Genomic DNA, 18,483 nt, shown 5'->3' on the forward strand with positions numbered 1-18,483 from the left:
ATGCTGAGACAGCGCCCCCGTTCCGTCACATGGTGACCTTCTTCACCTCGCTCTTCGCCTTCGGGTCCAGCAGCGGGCGACGGGCGCGGAGGTGCTCCTCCATGCGCAGGCGCGGCACGCCCTCCAGCATCCAGTCGGGTGCCGGCTTGCCCTGCAGGAAGTGGTCGAACCACTCCTGCATGCGCACGGCGTAGTCCTTCTGGTTGATGGGACGCGCCAGGCCGTGGTTCTCGCCCACGTACTCCAGCAGCACCACGTCCTTCCCGAGCTCGCGCAGCGTGTTGTAGTAGGTGATGCCCTGGTTGAAGTCCACCGCGCCATCCCGGTCGTTGTGCAGGATCATGAACGGGATGCTCAGGTTGTTCGCGAAGCGGTTCGGTGAGTTGCGCAGGTAGGCGTCGGGGTCCTTCGCGTAGCTGGAGCGGAAGCGCCCCTGGCTCGAAATGAAGATCCCCTGGTTGGTGCTGCCGGAGTTCCAGTACACGGAGCTGAACATCGAGACCATGTCGGTCAGCGGCGCGCCGGCGATGGCGGTCTTGAAGAGGGTGGTCTGGGTGGCGATGAAGCTGGTCTGGTACCCGCCCCAGCTGTGCCCCTGCAGCGCGACGCTCGCGCTGTCCACGATGCCGGTGGCGATGGCGGCCTTCACGGCCGGCACCACGCACCAGACGGCGGACCGGCCGGGATCGTCCAGCTTGTAGGTGATGTCGGGCATGAAGTACGCGTAGCCACGCGAGGTGTACACGCTGGGGTTGGCATAGCGCGTGGCGTTGGGCTGCGCGTAGGCATGGAAGCCCTGCGACAGCCTCTCGTAGATGTAGGTGAGCGTGGGATAGCGCTTGCCCTCCTCGTATCCCGCCGGGAGGAAGAGGGCGCCCTGCAGGTTGTCGCCATCGTTGTCGCACTTGTAGCTCACGAGCCGGGCGCCCGCGCTCCACGCCACCTCCGCCTGCTGCGGGTTGGCATCGGTGAGGCGGCGCTCGTTGCGCAGCCCGCCGTCCGCGGCGTAGAAGTCGGGGAAGCGCACGAAGCTCTGGCGCGTGTAGACCCAGGTGTCGGCGTCACGCGCCCGGCGGTAGTCCACCTTCGCATCCTCGCGCGACATCACCCGCACGCCGCCGCGCACGGCATCGACGGCCACCAGCCCCTCCTGCTTGGTGCGTTCACCATACGTCTCGAGGAAGAGCGGGATCGCCAGGTCGATGCCACGCTCGCGCGGCATCACGGCCGCGCGGGCCTGATACCGGGTGCCGGTGGCCCGGCCATTGCCCGTGATGTTCACGGGCGCGCCGCCGTTCACCGGCACGCGCCACACGTCCCAGTTGTCGCGCAGGAACACCGACCGCGCATCGCGGGACCAGCCGAGCGGCGGGGCCGCCGGAGGCTTCACGACGTTGTGGTCATCCTCGTCGTCCCAGAGGGCCACGGGGATCGCGGCGGTCACCACCCGCGAGGTGCGCGTGGCGAACTCGTGGACGCTCCACTTGCCGTCGTCGTACCAGACGGCGCGCTGGCCATCCGGTGCGATGAGCTGCGCCAGGTTGCCGCCGGGGTTCTGGATGCCCTTCGCGACGACCGTGCGGGCGCCGGTCACCACATCGATGGCATAGAGGTCGCGCAGCTGACGTCCGTCCACGCTGGCTTGGCGCTCGTACGGCGTGAGGTCCGCGCCCAGCGCCCAGCGATCGCCGTAGCCCACGCCCACCGTGCGCACCGACGCGTCGCTGAGTTGCACGACCTTCGGGGTGGCCACGTGCCACGCCGCGAGGTGGCTGAAGCTGCGGTCCGCGGCTTCCTGCACCTGCTGCTGGCTCTGGAGCCGCGGGTCCTTCCAGTGCCAGAGGATGAGCGACGGGGTTTCCTCGTCCTGCTTCGCCGGCGCCACCTGCCCGCCGGCCCCGGCACCCGGCGCGGGCGCGCTCCCGCCACCTGCCAGCGGCGCCGCGTTCGTGGGGGGCAGGGCGGGGCGCGGTTCGCGGAGCCCGAAGTAGAGCACCGTCTGCTGGTCATTCCACTTCGGCGCTCGATCGGCGCTCACGATCAGCCCCGCCGACATTCCCGCACTGCGGTCCGTGATCGTGACACTGACCGGCGCCCGCGTGCCGAGGTGGGTCCAGCCGAGGATCGTGCTGATGGTGTCGCGTGCGGCCGTGTCGGCCACCGAACGCACCACCGCGAGCGCATCACCGCTGTCGGCCCACGTCAGGCGACGGTACTGCGCCTTCTCGCCGTCCAGCGCACGCACGATGCCGCTGGCGAGTTCGCGCACCTGCACGCCGTTGCCGAGCTGGTCGCGCGCATCGGTGGTCCAGGCCAGGAACTGCCCCGACTCATCGAAGCTGAACTCGCCCACGCCGGCCAGCGTGACCGGCGTGCCACCGGCGAGGTCCACCAGCATCACCACCGAGCCGCCCCCGGCTGGGGGCGTGGCGGTCGGTGTCGCGCCGGCTGGCGCGTCCGGCGGCGCGAGTTGCAGGGCAAGCACGTTCGAGCGGTCGCCCGCGAACCGGAAGCTCCGCACGCGCTCGAACTCACGCTTCGCGCCGGTGGCCAGCTCGATCACGCCCACCCGCGTGGGCAGCGTGCGGCGGTCGCGGCGCGCCTTCTTGGCACTGTCGGCCCTGGCGTAGATGGTGTACGCCGCCCACCGGTTGTTGCCGGAGATGACGACCGGCGCCGCCCCGCCGCCGAACCCCACCGGTGCCGGCGGTTCCCCGATGGGCACGCGCGTCTCGGTGGCGCCGGCCGCCGTGCCCCGGACCACGAACTCGGCATCGCCTTCGTTCGGGGCGAGGATGTAGGCCATCCATCGCCCGTCGTTGGAGAGCGCCGGGGACCGGATCCCCTTCCACGAGAGGAGGTCCTCCATCGTCAGCGGCCGCTTGCCGGCCACGCCAGGCGCCTGTGCCGCCGCGCCCGGCGCGGTGGCGAGGCAGGCGAGTGTGGCGGCCAGCGCGAGGATGGTGCGGCGTGGCGCTGGGAAACACCTGGTCATGCGTGGGCTCCGGGGCGGGGGGTCCGGCAAAGCTCGTCCCGGGTGTCGCCGGGGTCAAAGGGCGCGCCCCGGAACGCCGCCCGGTGTGCCATGGAATGGGTTGCCGCGCTGCGGCGGGGTCGTCATGCCCGGAGCACCGCGAGCCGTGCCGGAGCGGGCCAGTCCCAGGCCGGCCGTCGTCCGCGCCGCACCGGCTCTTCCACCGCACGCCCTCCGCAATGCCCCAGTCCCGACGTCGCCCCGCGCTGCCGCTGCCGCTGCTGCCCGCCCGGTTCGTCGGGACGGTGCGCCGGTTCTTCCGCGCCTACGAGGCCGATGAGTCGGACGCGCGGCGCTTCCGCGCCAGGCAGCTCGAGGCGCTGTTGCGCCTCACGCCGCTGGCGATGGCGGTGAACGTGCTCAACGTCGTGGTGATCGACTTCTCGGTGTGGGACACGGCGCCGACGACGATGATCGCGTCCTGGTCGCTGACGATCCTGATCATGGCGTACATGGGCGTGCGCGGCTGGGTGCAGAGCCGTGCCAGGGCGGAACGGGCCACGGCCTCGCGGCGTGCGCTGCGCCACGCGGCGATCCAGGCCGGCCTGCTCGGCGCGGTGTGGGGCCTGCTGCCGGCGCTGCTGTTCCCCGTGATCGACATCGACTCGAAGTTCTATGTCGGGCTGGTGGTCACCGGGATGATCTGCGCCGGCGGCTTCGCGCTCACCAGCGTGCCGGTGGCGGCCACGTCCTACGTGGTGTGCATCGGCGTGGGGTCCGTCATCGCACTCTGGTACTCGGGGCTCGAGTACGCGCACCTGTTCTCGCTGCTGCTCTTCGCGTACTGCGGCATCGTGATCCACAGTGTCTGGACGATGGCGAAGACGATCGGCGCGCGGCTGGTGGCCGAGGCGCACGCCGAGCGGCAGAACGAGGTGATCGGGCTGTTGCTGAAGGACTTCGAGGACCACGCCAGCGACCTGCTCTGGGAACTGGATGCGCGGGGACGCTTCGCGCACGTCTCGGTGCGCCTGGCGCAGGTGCTCGGCGTGACGGCGGAGCGGCTGGCCACGGCACACGCGTGGGCGGTGCTGCGCCGTCGCATGCCCGACGACGACACCGGTGTGACGCAGTGGGCGGCGCTGCGCTCGCACGTGACGGACCGCCGTGCGTTCCGCGACCTGCACGTCTCGATCACGCACGAGGGGCGCCGGACCTGGTGGGCGCTCAGCGCACGGCCGCTCTTCGACGAGCTGGGCCAGGTCACCGGCTGGCGTGGGGTGGCCACCGACATCACCGACAAGCACGATGCCTTCCGCAAGCTGAGCTGGCTCGCGAACAACGACAGCCTCACCGGCCTGGTGAACCGCCACCAGTTCCGCGAGCTGCTCCAGACGCTGCTGCAGGGGCCCGCCCCGGTCGGGCCGCTGGCGGTGGTCTGCTTCGACCTCGACGACTTCAAGCGCATCAACGACAGCCGCGGCCACGCGGCCGGCGACCGGCTGCTGGCCATCTTCGGCCAGCGGCTGCTGGCCGCGGCGCGGCGCAGCGACACGGTGGCGCGACTGGGCGGTGACGAGTTCGCGATGGTGCTGCGTGGTGCGACTGGTGAGGACGAAGTGCGCTCGCTGCTCGACCGCCTGCTCGCCTCGCTCGACGAGCCGTGCGACGTCCTCGGCCAGCCGGAGCAGCTGCGGGTGAGCATCGGCGTGGCACTGGCCCCGGCGGACGGCCACGACGTGGACACGCTGCTGAACCACGCCGACCTGGCGCTGTACGCGGCGAAGGACGCGGGCGGCCATCGCTGGTGCCTCTTCCACGCGGCGCTGGCCGACACCAGCCGGCGTCGCCTGGCACTGTCGCAGGCGCTGCTCGGGGCGATCGAGCGCGACGAGTTCCGGCTCGTCTACCAGCCGCAGATCGACGCCGAGGACCAGCACATCAGCGGCTTCGAGGCGCTGCTGCGCTGGGAGCATGCGGAACACGGGTCGGTGTCCCCGGAGGAGTTCGTGCCGATCGCCGAGGCGACGGGGATGATGCACGAGATCGGCGACTGGGTGCTGCGCACCGCGTGCGCCGAGGCGGCGAACTGGCCGCGCGGGGTGAGCGTCAGCATCAATGTCTCGGCGACGCAGCTCACCGGCGAGGGGTTCGTGGAGCGCGTTGCGGCGGCGGCGGGGGACCTGCAGCCGTCGCGCGTGGAGCTGGAGGTGACCGAGTCGGCGCTGATCGAGGATGCCGACGGCGCGGTGGGCGCGTTGCGCAAGCTGCGCCAGCTCGGCTTCCGCACGGCGCTCGACGACTTCGGCACCGGCTACTCCGCGCTCGGCTACCTGCGGCGCTTTCCGTTCGACACGCTGAAGATCGACCGCAGCTTCGTGCGCGACCTGTCCCGCGATGGTGAGGCGCAGGTGATCGTCGAGACGATCCTGGCGATGGCGCGCGCCCTGCGCATGCGCACGATTGCCGAGGGCGTGGAGCACCCGGTGGAGGCCGAGATGCTCCGGGAGCGCGGCTGCGCGGCATTCCAGGGGTTCCTGGTGAGCCGTCCGCTGCCGGCGGGGGATGTCACAGCGTTCGTGGAAGGATGGCGCCCGGTGCCACTGCGCGTGGTCGAGCCGGATGCACACACCGCCTCGGCGTGAGGGCGGGGCGCGCTCCGCGCCGCGACGTCATCGCCGCGACGTCATTGCCGCCAGCGCATCACGCATGGCCTGCCGCGTCACTGCGAAGGCCGGTCGCTCGGGGTCGAGCATCGTGAAGTGGTTGGTCGAATCGGCCACGACCACCCAGGTGCTGTCCCCGGCCGCCCGCGCCCGCGCCGCGTAGGCGGGCATCGCACCGGCCCCGGAGCCGAGCGCCGGGAGGCGCCAGTCGAGTCCACCGCGCACCATGGCCTGCGGTACACCGAGCGGCAGCCACTCCGACGGAGAGGCCAGTCGCCAGCGTTCCGGGTTGGACGATGGCACGCCGCCCAGCAGCTGCTCCAGAACGGCACCGCCGCAGATGCTCGTGACGCCGGCGTTCGCGGCGGCGAGGTCGCCGGGCCCGTCGAGCGCCACCACCGCGCCGACCGGCAGCGCGTTCCCTGTCGCACGCACGCCGCTCGACGCGGGGAGCCGCGGTTGCGCCGCGAGCCAGAGCGCGAGGTGCGCGCCGGCCGAGTGACCGGTGACCAGCAGTCGCGTGAGGTCGAGCTGCCAGCGCGGCGCCAGGTCGCGCAGCAGCGCTGATTCGGCGGCCACGTCGAGGAAGGTGCCGGGCCACCCACCCCCCGCTTCATCGGCCCGGCGATACGAGATGGTCCAGGTGGCGATGCCGTCCTGCCGCAGCGCCTCGGCCAGCGGCCGCATGTAGCGCCGGTCGGCGAACTCCGTGACCCAGCAGCCGCCGTGGATCACGATCGCCACCGGATGCGGGCCGCGTCCGGCGGGCACGCGCAGCTCGGCGACGAGGTCGCGGCCGTCCACCGTCAGCACCACGGACGTGTCGGGCGCCACGACCTGGCGCGCCTCGAGAATGCCGGCCGTGAGGCGCGGTGCCGGCGCCTGCGCCGGCAGGGAAGGCAGGCCGCACGCCAGGGCGCCGGCAACCAGCGTGATGGCGCGTGCGCGGTGATGCATCGGGAACATGGATGAATGCGGGGTCAGAGTGACAGGAAGACGCGGCACCGGTCCAGCTCCTCGTCCAGCGCCTGCCGGAATCCTGCGTCGCGCGGCGCGCGGCCGCTCACGTAGCCGATGTCGGGCACGAGCTGGCCGTCGCGAACCGCCAGGTTCGCCCAGCCGATCACCGTGTCGCGCCAGGCGAGCGGCAGGGCGTAGTAGCCGCGCACCCGCTTCGGGGCGGGGGTGTAGGCCTCGAAGCGGTAGGCCCAGCCGTTGAACAGCTCGAATCGTCGGCGGTCCCAGACGAACGGATCGAACGGCGCCAGCAGCCGCACCGTGTCGGGTGGCACGACGCGCCGGGTGGCCGGCGACTCACCCTCGGGCCAGTACCACGCCACACCATCCACGTGCATGTGGTGCAGCCGTTTCCGCGCGCGGGCACCGGCATCCTTCCGTGTCTCCGCCCACTGCGGCGCGGCGTACCAGAGCCGCGAGACCAGCGACGTCAGCATCGAGGCGGTGAGTGGCGCGTACTTCGCCACCAGCACGTCCACGAACGCATCCATGGCTGCGGCCGGGTCCGCGGCAGGCGGTGTCTGCTCGCGTGCCGCGTAGAGGCGCGTGCCTCCCTCGCGGCGTGCGACGCGCAGGATGCCGCGGTGATGCATGCCGTCCATGAGCTGCGTGGTCACGTTCGAGGTGCCGCCGAACCAGTTGGTCGCCTTGCCGTGCGCGAAGTGGAGGTCCACCTCGCGTGGGTGCACCACGCCGCGCTCGCGCACGAACTCGAGGATGGCCGCCGCCCGCTTGCGCTCCGACGCCGTGAACGTCCGGCGCTCGGCGCGGGGATGCATCAGCGCGTGCAGGTCGCGGGTGACGAACCCGTAGTTGACGAAGAAGTCCTCCTCGACCGCCAGCCTCGGGTATCGCCGCTCGAGGTCACCGGCGCGGTAGTCCACCACGCGGTGGCGCAGCGTGAGGTCCTGCGCGCGTGCGGGGGCGCGGATGGGATCGGCCTGCACGAAACCCAGCCGCCGCAGCGCGCGCCCGAGCGTCGTGGGCGCGGGGAGCTGGCGGCGCAGGGCGAACTGGCGCAGGCGCGGGATGTCGAGCGTGCCGCGAGGAGTGGCCACGGGATCGGGGAGCTGGACGGGTGCGGGGTGGGTGCGGGTGGTGGCGGGGCGTGGCTGCGCTCAGAAGATCACCGGCATCGTCACACCGAGCTTCGCCGCCTTCGCGGTGAAAGCGGCGAGGTCGCCGGACACCAGTCCGCCGAACCGCTGCTTCAGCCCGTCGAGCTGCGTGCGCAGCATGCCATAGACCGCGACGTGCTGGTCGGTGGGCCGGAAGTCGGCGCTGGACGCGGCCACGTCGCTGCCCACCGATGCCAGCTTCTCGTAGAGCTGGTTCGGGGTGCGGAACGCATCCTCGCGCGCGCCGGTCAGCGCCACGTCGTACAGCTTCGCCTCGATGTCGAGCACCTTCTTCTCGACCTCGTCGATGTCCTTCAGGAACGCCTCGGCATCGGCGATCGAGAGGTTGCGGGCCGGCGACGGGCCGTACTCGCGCAGGTCTCGGAGCCGCTCGCGCACGTTGCTGCGCAGCTGCTCGAAGCCGCGCCGGCTCCACTCCGACTCGTCGATGAGCGCCACCGTCTCGTTCAGCGCCTCGCGGATCCGGAGGGCGAGGGCCACCTGCGCGGTGATGTCGGCGTCGGTCCCCTCGCTGTTCGGGTCACGGCGCACCTCGAGTTGCCGGCGCAGCGTGTCGCCCTTCCAGACCATCGCCACGGTGTAGGTGCCCGGTGCCACCAGCGGCCCGACCTGGCCGCCGACGAGGTCCAGGTCCCACGGCACCAGCGGGCGGGAGTCGGCCACCTTGAGCGTGGTGTTCCCGGGCGGCGCCACGCGCAGCTTCGCCTTGCGCGGACCTTCGTGGCGCAGGTCCCAGAGCGCGCGGTTGAGGCCGCGCTTCGCCGGCGCGCCCCGGAAGCGCCGGATCAGCGCGCCGCTGGCATCGTAGACGCGGAACTGCACCGCGTCCCGCGCGGTGGAGTCCGTCGGCAGTGCCGCGACGGTGTAGTTGATCGTCGCGGCCAGCGGCGGGTCCTCGCCGTTCACGAGCGAGTTGGGTGACCCGGTCGGCGTGGAGATGCGGCGGAAGCGGTAGGCCGCGCGCAGCGGGAGCAGGACGGCCGGCTTGGTGGCGATCGAGTCGGCCAGGGTGCGCAGGTACGAGATGTCGTCGGCGATCCAGAAGCCGCGGCCGTACGTGCTCACCACCAGGTCGTGGAAGTGGCCCTGCACCTGCAGCCAGCTCACCGGGGCGTGGGGCAGGGCACCGTTGATCTCGATCCAGTTGGCACCGTCGTTGAGCGAGACGTACAGCGCGTTCTCGGTGCCGGCGTAGAGCATGCCCTTCCGCACCGGGTCCTCGCGCACGACGTGCACGTAGGCGAAGACGCTGCGCGGGATGTCGCTGCTGATGCGCACCCAGGTCCGGCCGTAGTCGGTGGTGCGGTAGATGTACGGGTCGCGGTCGTTGATCAGGTGCGCGTCCACCGCCATGTATGCGGTGCCGGCGTCGTACTTGCTCGGCTCGATGGCCGAGATGGTGCTCCACTTCGGCAGCCCGGGGACGTTGGCGGTGAGGTTGGTCCAGGTGGTGCCGCCGTCGCGCGTGATGTGCACCAGGCCGTCCATCGTCCCCGCCCAGATCACTCCTTTTTGCAGTGGTGACTCGGCGATCGCGAACAGCACCGTCACGTTCTCGACGAACAGGTTGTCGGTGACGAGTCCGCCCGACGAACCCTGCTTCGTGACGTCGTTGGTGGAGAGGTCGGGGGAGATGATCGTCCAGCTCTGGCCGCCGTTGGTGGTGCGGTGCACGAACTGGCTGCCCACGTACACCGTGTTGTGGTCGTGCGGCGACATGTGGATCGGGAACGTCCACTGGAAGCGGTACTTCAGGTCTTTCGGTGGCACGCCGTAGCCCGCCTCCGGCCACGGTTCCACGGCCCGCGCCATCCGCGTCTGCAGGTCGAAGCGCTCGAGGCCGGCATCGTAGCAGCCGCTCCAGACGGTGCGGTTGTCCACGGTGTCGGGGATGGCCCAGCCGCTCTCGCACCCGCCGACGGCACTCCAGACGCCGATGTTCCGCGACCCGCGCGAGTTGCTCGGCCCGCCATACGAGTAGCCGTCCTGCCGGTTGCCGTAGAGGTTGTACGGGATCTTCGTGTCGGTGGCGACGTGGTACATCTGCGCGTTCGGCAGCGCGATGCGGTTGAACGACCTGCCGCCGTCGATCGTGATGCCGACGCCGCCGTCGTCACCCACCACGAACCGGTCGGCATCGGACGGGTCCCACCAGATGTCGTGCAGGTCTCCGCCGGCGCGCGGGGCGTTCGGCATCTTGGTCACGCCGCCGTCGCTGCTGCCCACGAAGCGCACGCCGACGATGTAGAGCCGGTCCGCCTCGGTGGGGCTGATGCCGAAGCGGGTGTAGTACTGCGGCCGTTCGAGGATGTCGTGGTCGCGGTTGACGACACGCCAGGACCGGCCGCCGTCATCGGAGCGGTAGAGTGCCGGCTCCTTCATCTCGATCAGGGCATAGAGCCGGTTGCGGTCGCTGCGTGCCACGCCGACGGCGATCTTGCCCATCGTGCCGGCCTTCGGCAGTCCCCGGCCCCAGCCGTTGCCGTCGGCCTGGCCGTCCAGCCGGATCCAGGTGTCGCCGCCGTCGCGCGACATGTGGATGCCGCTGCCGTTGCCGCCCGAGTGCTTGTCCCACGGCACGATGTACTGCTGCCATGAGGCCGCGAACAGCACCCGGGGGTTCGACGGGTCCATCGCCACGTCGATCACGCCGGTGCTGTCGTTCACGAACAGCACCTTCTTCCAGCTGCGGCCACCATCCAGCGTGCGCCAGAGCCCGCGTTCCGGCTGCGGTCCGTAGCCGTGGCCCTGCGCCGCCGCGTACACGATGTCGGGGTTGGCGGGATGGATCACCACGCGGCCGATGCGGCCGGTGTGCTCCAGCCCCATCCGCTCCCAGTGCCGGCCGGCGTCGGTGGAGCGGTAGATGCCGTCGCCGACGGAGATGTTGCTGCGCAGGAAGGTCTCGCCGGTGCCGAACCAGACGATATTCGGGTCGCTTGCGGCGACGGCGATCGCACTCACCGACGAAACCCGCAGCGAGTCCGTGACCGGCACCCACCGGATGCCACCGTTGGTGCTCTTGAACAGGCCGCCGCTGGCGGCACCGGCGTAGTAGGTGCGGTACTCACCCGGCACGCCGGCCACCGCGATCACGCGGTTGCCATCGGGCCCGACGAAGCGCCACGACGGCACCTTCACGAACGCGGTGTCGAGGCCGGTGCCGCGCGGGGGCACCGGTGCCGGCACGGTGCGCTGGGCCACGAGGAGACTGGGCACGAGACAGGTGAGGCACAGCGCGGTACGGAAGTGCATGGCTCTGGGGCGGAAGAGAGTGGCGCCTGGCGACGGGTGGGAATGTCGCCCCTGCCTCATCCGTGCGCGAGGCACCCTGACACATCACCCGCGCCGGCAGGGTGGAGGGTTGGCCCCGAACTTGCCGCCCGGTTCAGGGGCATGACACCGCTCACGGTCCCGCTCCTCACGCAGCTCGGCTGGCTCTTCACACTCGCCATCCCGGTGGCCTGCGTGGCCTGGACCGTCACGCACGAGGAGGTGTTCCGCGAACCGCGTGAGTTCTGCGACGCACGCAGCAAGTCCGCGCAGTCACTCGTGCAGCGGAAGTTCTTCTACCTGTTCACCTGCGAATACTGCTTCAGCCATTACGTTGCGCTCGCGGCACTCTGGCTCACGCAGTTCCGCCTGCTGGTGGACGGCTGGCGCGGCTACCTGCTGGCGTGGTTCGCGCTCGTCTGGGTCGCCAACCAGTACATCGGCATCCACGGACGGCTGCGTGTGTCCATCAAGGCTGAGCGCACGGAGATCGCGGTGATGGAGGAACAGCTCCGCGAGACCGGCGAGGGGTGACCCGGCCGCGCCACCGACGCGTCGCGCGGCCCACTCAGTAGATGCTGCCGGTGGACGAGGTGAGCACGCCCTTGACGGCCGTGACGGTGTAGGGTGTGGCGTCATGGGTGGACCAGCCTGCGAGGTCGAAGCGGCCCCCCACCGGCACGTGCCACACGGTGACGGGTGCGAAGCTCAGCGGCGTGGACGGCGCGCAGATGCGTGTCGCGGTGGCGCTGCTCTGCATGAACCACGCCCCGCCGCTGCCGGCGGAGCCGAACACCACGCCGTCGCCACTGGCCGCAACGCCCACCGACGAGCCCTCGTCCACCGCGATGCCGCGCGGGGCGGTGGCGAGGCCGTCCTGCTGGAGGCGTGCGAGGAACGCCACGCTGCGCCCGAATCGGTCGCGCGGGGCGAAGTGGGTGTCGGTGATCGTGTTGCGCAGCAGCGGCACGCTGAACAGCGACCGGCTGAACGTCATGCTGCTGTCGTAGGGGTTCTGCAGCACCGTCGCACTGACCGAGGAGACGTTGAGCGCCGAGTAGACGTACTCGCTCATCGCGGCGAGGCCGGCGCTGGTGCCGCCGATGGGGAAGCCGGCCGCGACGCGTGCATTGACGCCGGCCTGCAGCCCCGTGCCGCTCCACCGCTGCACGTACGTGGACTGGTCACCACCTGCCAGGAACACCACCTCGGCCTTCGCAATGGCATCCCGCACGTATGCGCTGTTGGCGCCGTCGGGCGACCGGATCACGATCGACGTCACCGAGTTCGCGCCCAGCGACATGAGGTACTTGTTGTAGCCGTTGCTCCCGCTCGTGCGCAGGACCACCACGTCACCGTACCGCTTCGGCGCCCGCGCACCGCCCTGGGCCAGCAGCCAGGTCATCGCCGCGTCGCTGTCGGTGCCACCGCCGGCGAGGAGCGCGCCGCCGGCCGGCACGGTCACGGCGTCCACGGCGCTCCCCGAGAAGTAGGCGGTGTACCCCGCGTCCACCGCGCCGGCGCCGGAGGGGGCCGGTGTGGTGACCGGCGTGGCGGTGCGGGTGGTGCAGGCAGCCGTCGCGGTGCAGAGCACCGCAGCGGCGATGAGGCGACGGATCATGACGGACACCGGTGACGCGGGTGGCATGCCGGCACGCGAGCCGTGCGGCGCTGCGTCAGCATAGACGAGCCGGCCGCGCGGCGCGAGCGCCGGCCCCGCGACGCCGACTCACCGGCGCGACGGATCGGCCTCCGAGCCGAGGAAGGCGGCGAGACGCGCGTCGGCGTCCTGCACGCGGGGATGCGCCGGGTCGAGCGTGCGTCGCAGCCCCTCCGCGCCGGCGCGCAGCAGCGCCCCCGCCTCGGCGTGGAGCGCACGCGGACCGTGGCCGAGCGCCGCACCCGTCAGGCTTTCCGCCAGGTGGGTCGCGTAGTGCCGCGCACCGAGGACGCGCCGGCTGATGGCCAGCCCCTCGCGCGCGTCCGCGATCCCGCCGGCGGTGTCGCCGCGCCGCGCCCGGCAGTAGCCACGATGTGCGAGCGAGTAGCCCACGCTGGGGTCGGAGTCGGGCAGGGATGGGCCGCGGTGCGACAGGATCGACGTGAAGACCGGGATGGCGTCCGTGCACCGGTCGGCGGCAACCAGCACCGTGCCAAGCATCCGTGCCGCCGCGAGGGTGCCGCTCGCCTCGGCGCCGAACGCGCGGGTCGCGATCGCAAGCGACCGCCGGGCCAGTGATTCCGCGACGGCCAGGCGGCCCGTGAACATCATCGCACCGGCGTAGGGCTGCAGCACCTGCCCGGTGGCGAAGTTGTCCGGGCCCAGCACCTTCTCATCGATCGCGAGCGCCACCGCGAAGTCGGCAGCGGCCCGCGTGAAGTTGCCGAGCGTGGCAAGCGCCACGCCGCGCGAGCCGAGGTTGGCGGCGCGGTCCAGCGAATCGGTGCGGGTGGCGAGTCGCATGCCGGGCAGCAGGGAGTCGTACGCCGCCACCGCGCCGCGCAGGTCGCCGGCGTCGAGGCGCAACCCCGCGATGCGGATCAGGGCGCGCGTCGGGTCGGCGGCATCGTAGCCGGGGAGCCTCCGGTACGCACCGGCCAGCCGCACGTACAGCGACTCGGCCTCCGTGACGTTGCCGTCCTGCTGCGCCAGTGAGGCGAGGTCCCAGAGCGCGTCGGTCTGCTGCCGTGATGGCGTCGGGCCATCGTGGGTCCGGTAGTAGCCGTAGGCGGCCTCCAGCAGCGCGCGTGCCCGTGCGTACTGCTGCAGCTCCTGCAGCGTGCTGCCCAGCGAGAGCTGCACCGCAGCCTTGATGTCCGGCTCGCGCGCGAACGCCGTGTCGAGCGCGGGAATGGCGCGGTCCAGGGCCTCGGTCACGGTGAGCGCGCGTCCGCCCTCGCGTGGCCGTGCCTGGCCGAGCACCTCCTGCATGAACGATGACACGCGTGCCGTGCGAGCCTGCTCGCGCTGTGCGCGATCGCGCTCGGCACGGGCAATGCCCGCCTGGCGCACACTCACCACCGTGGCCGCGACCAGCGCCGCCACCGCCAGCGCCGCACCGGCCACGGCGACGCGGTTGCGCCGCACGAACGTCACCGTGCGGTAGCCGAGTGTGTCGGGCTGCGCGCGCACCGCGCGTCCGTCGAGCCAGCGCTGCAGGTCGTCGCCAAGCTCCTGCGCGCTGGCGTAGCGGCGATCCGGCTCCGGTCGCATCGCCATGCGGACGATCGCATCAAGCTCCGCGTCCATCGGTCGGGCGGCCACGTCCGGTGTCGCGTCGAATCCGCCGGTGCGATCAGGACGCAGGCCGGTCAGCAGCTCGTGCAGCACCACGCCCAGCGAGTAGATGTCGGTGGCCGTGGTGACGGCCGTGCCGGCGCGCTGCTCAGGGCTGGCGTAGGCAGCGGTCATCGGAGACACCCCGAACTCCGTCAGTGCATGCTCGGTGTCGTCGGTGAGCTTGGCGATGCCGAAATCGAGCAGCTTGACGGTGCCGTCGGCGGCGACCAGCATGTTCGCGGGCTTGATGTCTCGGTGCACGACGAGCCGCTCGTGCGCATACTGGACTGCGTTGCAGGCCTGCCGGAAGAGCTGCACGCGGGCGCGCTGGTCGAGGCGGTGCGTGTCGCACCACTGGTCGATGCGCGCGCCGTCCACGTACTCGAGCGCGAACCAGGGCCGCCCGTCATCGTCCACGCCACCATCGAGCAGGGCCGCGATGTTGCGATGCTCGAGGCGCGCGAGGATGCGGCGCTCGGCCTCGAACCGGGGCACCAGCGTGCCGTCGGCGGGGCTGCGCGAGACCATCTTCAGCGCGGCGCGCTTGGTGAAGCCGGCGTCGTCGTTGATGGCCTCGTACACCGCGCCCATGCCCCCCTCGCCCAGCAGTCGCACCAGCCGCCAGCGGCCGATGCGGTCGCCGCGGTCGTGCCGGTGCCGCAGGGGCGCGTGGGTCGGCGCTTCCGCACCGTCGGTGAGCACCGGTGCGCGCTCGAAGCGCGATCCGGCGGTGTCGCTGGCGGCCAGCAGGGAGCGCACCTCCGCCTGCACCTCGGCGTCGGCCACGCGGCGCAGCGCCGCCTCGCGCTCCCCGGCGTGGAGTGGCAGGAGATCGGCGAACAGCGCCGTGACCTGCGGCCAGCGTGCGGCATCGATGGGCATCTGCGGGCCGAGGCCGTGGTTCAGTCGCCGCGGCTCAGCTCACGCTGGAGCCAGGCGCGCGCCACGGCCCAGTCGCGATTCGCCGTTGCCGGTGAGATGTCGAGCAGGCCGGCGCTCTCCTCGAGTGTGAAGCCGGCGAAGTACCGCAGCTCGACGAGGCGGGCCTGGCGGGCGTCGAGGAGTGCGAGCCGGTCGAGCGCCTCGTGCACGGCGAGGACCTCGTCGCTGTCGGCATCGGCGGCCACCGGCACGGCGGTGTCGAGCGTGACCTGCTGGTCCCGTGACCGCTTCACGGCGCCGCGGCGTCGTGCGTGATCGACGAGGATGCGCCGCATGGCCTGCGCGGCGATGGCGAAGAAGTGCGAGCGATCACGCCAGTTCGCGGCGCGCTGGTCGGCGAGGCGCAACCACGCCTCGTGCACCAGTGCCGTGGCCCCCAGGGTGTGTTCACCGCGTTCCCGGCGGAGCTGCGCCGCGGCGAGCCGCTTCAATTCGTCGTAGATCACCGGCATCAGCTGCGCCATCGCCTGCGACTCGCCATTCGCGACGGCGGCGAGCAACCGGGTCACATCGGTGTCAGTCCGGTCCACAGGGCGAGGGCGGGGCAGTGAGACGGTGCGGCGGCGCGCCTGCACGTTCCGGGGGCGCGAGCGCGGCGTCAAGGGCCGGTGGCGGCGCGCGGTGCGGGGGAAGGCAGGGACGTGGGTGGCCATGCCAGCATACGCGCAGGACCGGTTCCGTGTCGATCACCGGGTGGGGCCAGCCCGGCATCCGCGACGGGCCGGCCTCACTCCGGCCCGCTCGGCAGTCGTTGCTCGAGCTGCGACAGGCGCGCCTCGATCCGGGCCAGTTCGGCGCGCCGCGCCTCGAGCTGCTGCCCGATATCGGCATGCTCCTTCCGCAGCCGGGCGTGATTGCCGAGCAGGACGATGGCAACCCAGACGCCACCGGTGATCCCGCTGGTCAGGACGGCCCAGAGGATGAGTGTGCCCACGCGTCGGAACTCCGCTGGCTCGGGTCGCGCCGCGGCTCGCGCCCGCCGCCGGCGAGGCGCCGTCACGCGCCTCCCCGTCGTACGCGCCTCGCCGTCGCACCGTTTCAGGGCGGGGCGCGCCGCGATCGGAGCCGGATCGTCGGAATGAGCCTCACCGGCCGGATCCGGCGCGTGTGGGGAAGAGCGGTGCCACACCTCTTCTGTCCGCCGCCGGATTCCACCAAGTGAGGCTGCCATGTCCAGACTGTCGTTGCCGATGCTGCCCGTCCTCCTGCTCTCCCTCGTCGCCTGCAGCAAGAAGTCCGGCGGACCCACCGCGCCGGTGGGCAACCAGAAGACGAGCTTCACGACCCTGAATCCGGTGGGCAGCGGCACGAACATCGAGGCCCGGACCTCGCAGATCGTGACCAACGGCGCCCCGCCGGCGCAGCTTTTCGACGATTTCAGCTTCACGGGCGGTTCGACCATCCGGACCGTGGGGTGGCAGGGCATTTACTGCGTGCAGGCGGCCAATGCGGCCGCACCTGCCCCGACGGCATCAGCCTTCACGGTGGCGTTCTACCCCGATGCGAGCGGTCGCCCGAACATCGCCGCCCCGATCCAGGTGACCACACTGACCCTGGCCCAGGCGAACCAGGTCTTCGATCGCAATGTGTCCAACCTGAGCTGCGGCAGTGCCACGAACGTGACCTATGCGTTCTACAGCTACAGCGCCACGCTCGCGACGCCTTTCGTGGCGGCGGCCGGCGTGAAGTACTGGATGAGCGTGCAGGCCACCACGCCGTCCTACGACGTGTACTGGGGCTGGCGCAACGGCACCACCGACAACAGCCTTTCGGTCCAGCTGTTCACGGGGGCGTTCACGACCTATCCGGCAGACCGCGCTTACTCGCTGACTCCCTGAGCGCCGCTCACGCCCTGCCACACCCCTCCGCGGGCACCCGGCGGCCTCCGCCAGTGCCCGCGCGGTGGCACCCCGCCGGCGCCCGCGTGCCAGCGTGTGACAGCTGTTCCCCTCAGACGTCATTCCGGAGGCCCGGCGCCGCAGCGGCGCGACGGGCATCCACACTCCGGACACCGCGCATGGAACCCACGCAGAAGGCTGCCCTCGCCATCCTCGCCAACATCGAGGCGACCTACAAGCCGGTGCACGACTACGTGGCCGCGGATCCGCAGAAGTTCCGCCACCTGGACCTGCAGTTCTACGAACGCACGGCGCGCCTGCTCTCGGCAAAGGGCTTCCGCCACCTCGCCGACCTCGAGGATCGCACCATCACCAACGCGCCCGGGACGGTGCTGATGCCGGTGCTGATCCGCGCGCTCGTGTCGAAGGACGGCACGATCATGTCCGCCCTCTACCATCCGCGTATCGGCAAGCTGGTGCTGCGCATCCTGCTCTGGGTGATGCGCACGCTGCCGAAGCCCGTGGTGGACATGGAGACGGAGTGCAGCGACGGTACCTTCGTGGTCACCAGCAACGCCGCGAGCGCGGCGGCCATCGACCTGCCGGCCCTGATCTCGGCCCGCTACCTCGCCGCCGGCACGTCGGTGCACGAGGTGCACCAGGAGCACGTCGCGCGGCTCAGGGCGCACCTCGCCGAGCGCCCCGGCGTCACGCCACTGGTCGTGGGGACGCACCAGGAGATGCTGGCCTCACAGCACCGCATGAACGCCATCAAGGCGGCGCATCGCGGTGAGGTCGGCGGCATCACGCGCGAGGAGCTGGACCGCCTCGCGAAGTTCGGCAAGGGGCTCGTGCCGGCTGTGCACGAGGAGATCCGGAACGAGCAGTTGCGCCGCGCGGGCTGAGTCGGGCCCGCAGCGCGCGCCGGCGTCGATCGTCGAGGGTGTCCGCGTCCGCGTGGGCACCCTCGACGCGCGTCATACGAGAGCGGCCACGCACACGCCCTACGGAATCTTCGGTGCGTCGCCATCCATCTCCACCAGTCCCATCGGATTGCCCGCCGGGTCGGCGAACAGCCCCAGCACCACCACGCCCGGCACCTCGAAGCGCGGCACGTGCACCTTGCCGCCGGCCGCGACGATCGCGTTGAGCGTTGCCGTCACGTCGTCGACGCCGATGTAGAGGCGCTTCTCCGCCGGGTCGGCACGGAACGCGCCCGACAGCGTGGCGGCGGCCGGCACCGCGATGCGTCCGCCGGCGTCGGCGGTCCACTCGAAGAGCGACGCGTAGAACTCCCGGAGTCCGGTGTCGGCTGGTCCGGCGATGTCGAAGAACACGATGGGGCGTGCCATGG

Annotated in this window: 13 protein-coding genes; 4 read left to right on the plus strand and 9 right to left on the minus strand. The window is 71.5% G+C overall.

From position 1 onward, the window contains the following. Nucleotides 1-25: 25 nt before the first annotated feature. Nucleotides 26-2,995, minus strand: coding sequence for a S9 family peptidase (locus IT355_18625; GenBank protein ID MCC7055294.1), 2,970 nt, complete (start codon nt 2,993-2,995; stop codon nt 26-28). A gap of 218 nt (nt 2,996-3,213) precedes the next feature. On the opposite strand from IT355_18625, the gene IT355_18630 reads away from it, so the two are divergent. Beyond that, nucleotides 3,214-5,619, plus strand: coding sequence for an EAL domain-containing protein (locus IT355_18630; GenBank protein MCC7055295.1), 2,406 nt, complete (start codon nt 3,214-3,216; stop codon nt 5,617-5,619). A gap of 27 nt (nt 5,620-5,646) precedes the next feature. On the opposite strand, the gene IT355_18635 is transcribed toward IT355_18630, so the two are convergent. The 3 genes from IT355_18635 to IT355_18645 are packed head-to-tail and all read right to left on the minus strand — an operon-like array spanning nt 5,647 to nt 11,051. After that, a complete protein-coding gene (locus IT355_18635; protein ID MCC7055296.1) occupies nt 5,647-6,606 on the minus strand; it encodes an alpha/beta hydrolase in 960 nt (319 codons plus the stop codon). A 14-nt stretch (nt 6,607-6,620) separates the two neighbouring features. Then, complete coding sequence (locus IT355_18640; GenBank protein MCC7055297.1) at nt 6,621-7,715, minus strand: YcaQ family DNA glycosylase; 1,095 nt, start codon at nt 7,713-7,715, stop codon at nt 6,621-6,623. A 60-nt stretch (nt 7,716-7,775) separates the two neighbouring features. Further along, entirely contained in the window at nt 7,776-11,051 is a 3,276-nt protein-coding gene (locus tag IT355_18645) for a hypothetical protein (GenBank protein MCC7055298.1), read from the minus strand. Between the two features lie 141 nt (nt 11,052-11,192). Between IT355_18645 and IT355_18650 the strand changes: the two genes are divergently transcribed. Next, nucleotides 11,193-11,603, plus strand: a complete 411-nt coding sequence (locus IT355_18650) for a hypothetical protein (protein MCC7055299.1) — start codon at nt 11,193-11,195, stop codon at nt 11,601-11,603. 34 nt (nt 11,604-11,637) lie between these two features. On the opposite strand, the gene IT355_18655 is transcribed toward IT355_18650, so the two are convergent. The 4 genes from IT355_18655 to IT355_18670 all read right to left on the minus strand — a co-directional run bounded on the left by IT355_18655 (nt 11,638) and on the right by IT355_18670 (nt 16,225). Beyond that, entirely contained in the window at nt 11,638-12,690 is a 1,053-nt protein-coding gene (locus IT355_18655; protein MCC7055300.1) for a cyanophycinase, read from the minus strand. A gap of 108 nt (nt 12,691-12,798) precedes the next feature. Next, complete coding sequence (locus IT355_18660) at nt 12,799-15,231, minus strand: serine/threonine protein kinase (GenBank protein ID MCC7055301.1); 2,433 nt, start codon at nt 15,229-15,231, stop codon at nt 12,799-12,801. A gap of 20 nt (nt 15,232-15,251) precedes the next feature. Beyond that, nucleotides 15,252-15,944, minus strand: coding sequence for a sigma-70 family RNA polymerase sigma factor (locus tag IT355_18665; protein ID MCC7055302.1), 693 nt, complete (start codon nt 15,942-15,944; stop codon nt 15,252-15,254). A gap of 74 nt (nt 15,945-16,018) precedes the next feature. After that, entirely contained in the window at nt 16,019-16,225 is a 207-nt protein-coding gene (locus IT355_18670) for a hypothetical protein (GenBank protein MCC7055303.1), read from the minus strand. 235 nt (nt 16,226-16,460) lie between these two features. On the opposite strand from IT355_18670, the gene IT355_18675 reads away from it, so the two are divergent. Both IT355_18675 and IT355_18680 read left to right on the plus strand, forming a co-directional pair. Next, nucleotides 16,461-17,129, plus strand: coding sequence for a hypothetical protein (locus tag IT355_18675; GenBank protein MCC7055304.1), 669 nt, complete (start codon nt 16,461-16,463; stop codon nt 17,127-17,129). Nucleotides 17,130-17,308: 179 nt separating this feature from the next. Then, a complete protein-coding gene (locus IT355_18680; GenBank protein MCC7055305.1) occupies nt 17,309-18,034 on the plus strand; it encodes a hypothetical protein in 726 nt (241 codons plus the stop codon). A 99-nt stretch (nt 18,035-18,133) separates the two neighbouring features. On the opposite strand, the gene IT355_18685 is transcribed toward IT355_18680, so the two are convergent. Beyond that, on the minus strand, nt 18,134-18,481 hold the full coding sequence (locus IT355_18685; protein ID MCC7055306.1) for a hypothetical protein: 348 nt from the start codon (nt 18,479-18,481) through the stop codon (nt 18,134-18,136). Nucleotides 18,482-18,483 lie beyond the last annotated feature (2 nt).

Source organism: Gemmatimonadaceae bacterium, from assembly GCA_020851035.1.
In the GTDB taxonomy this organism is placed as follows: Bacteria; Gemmatimonadota; Gemmatimonadetes; order Gemmatimonadales; family Gemmatimonadaceae; genus JACMLX01.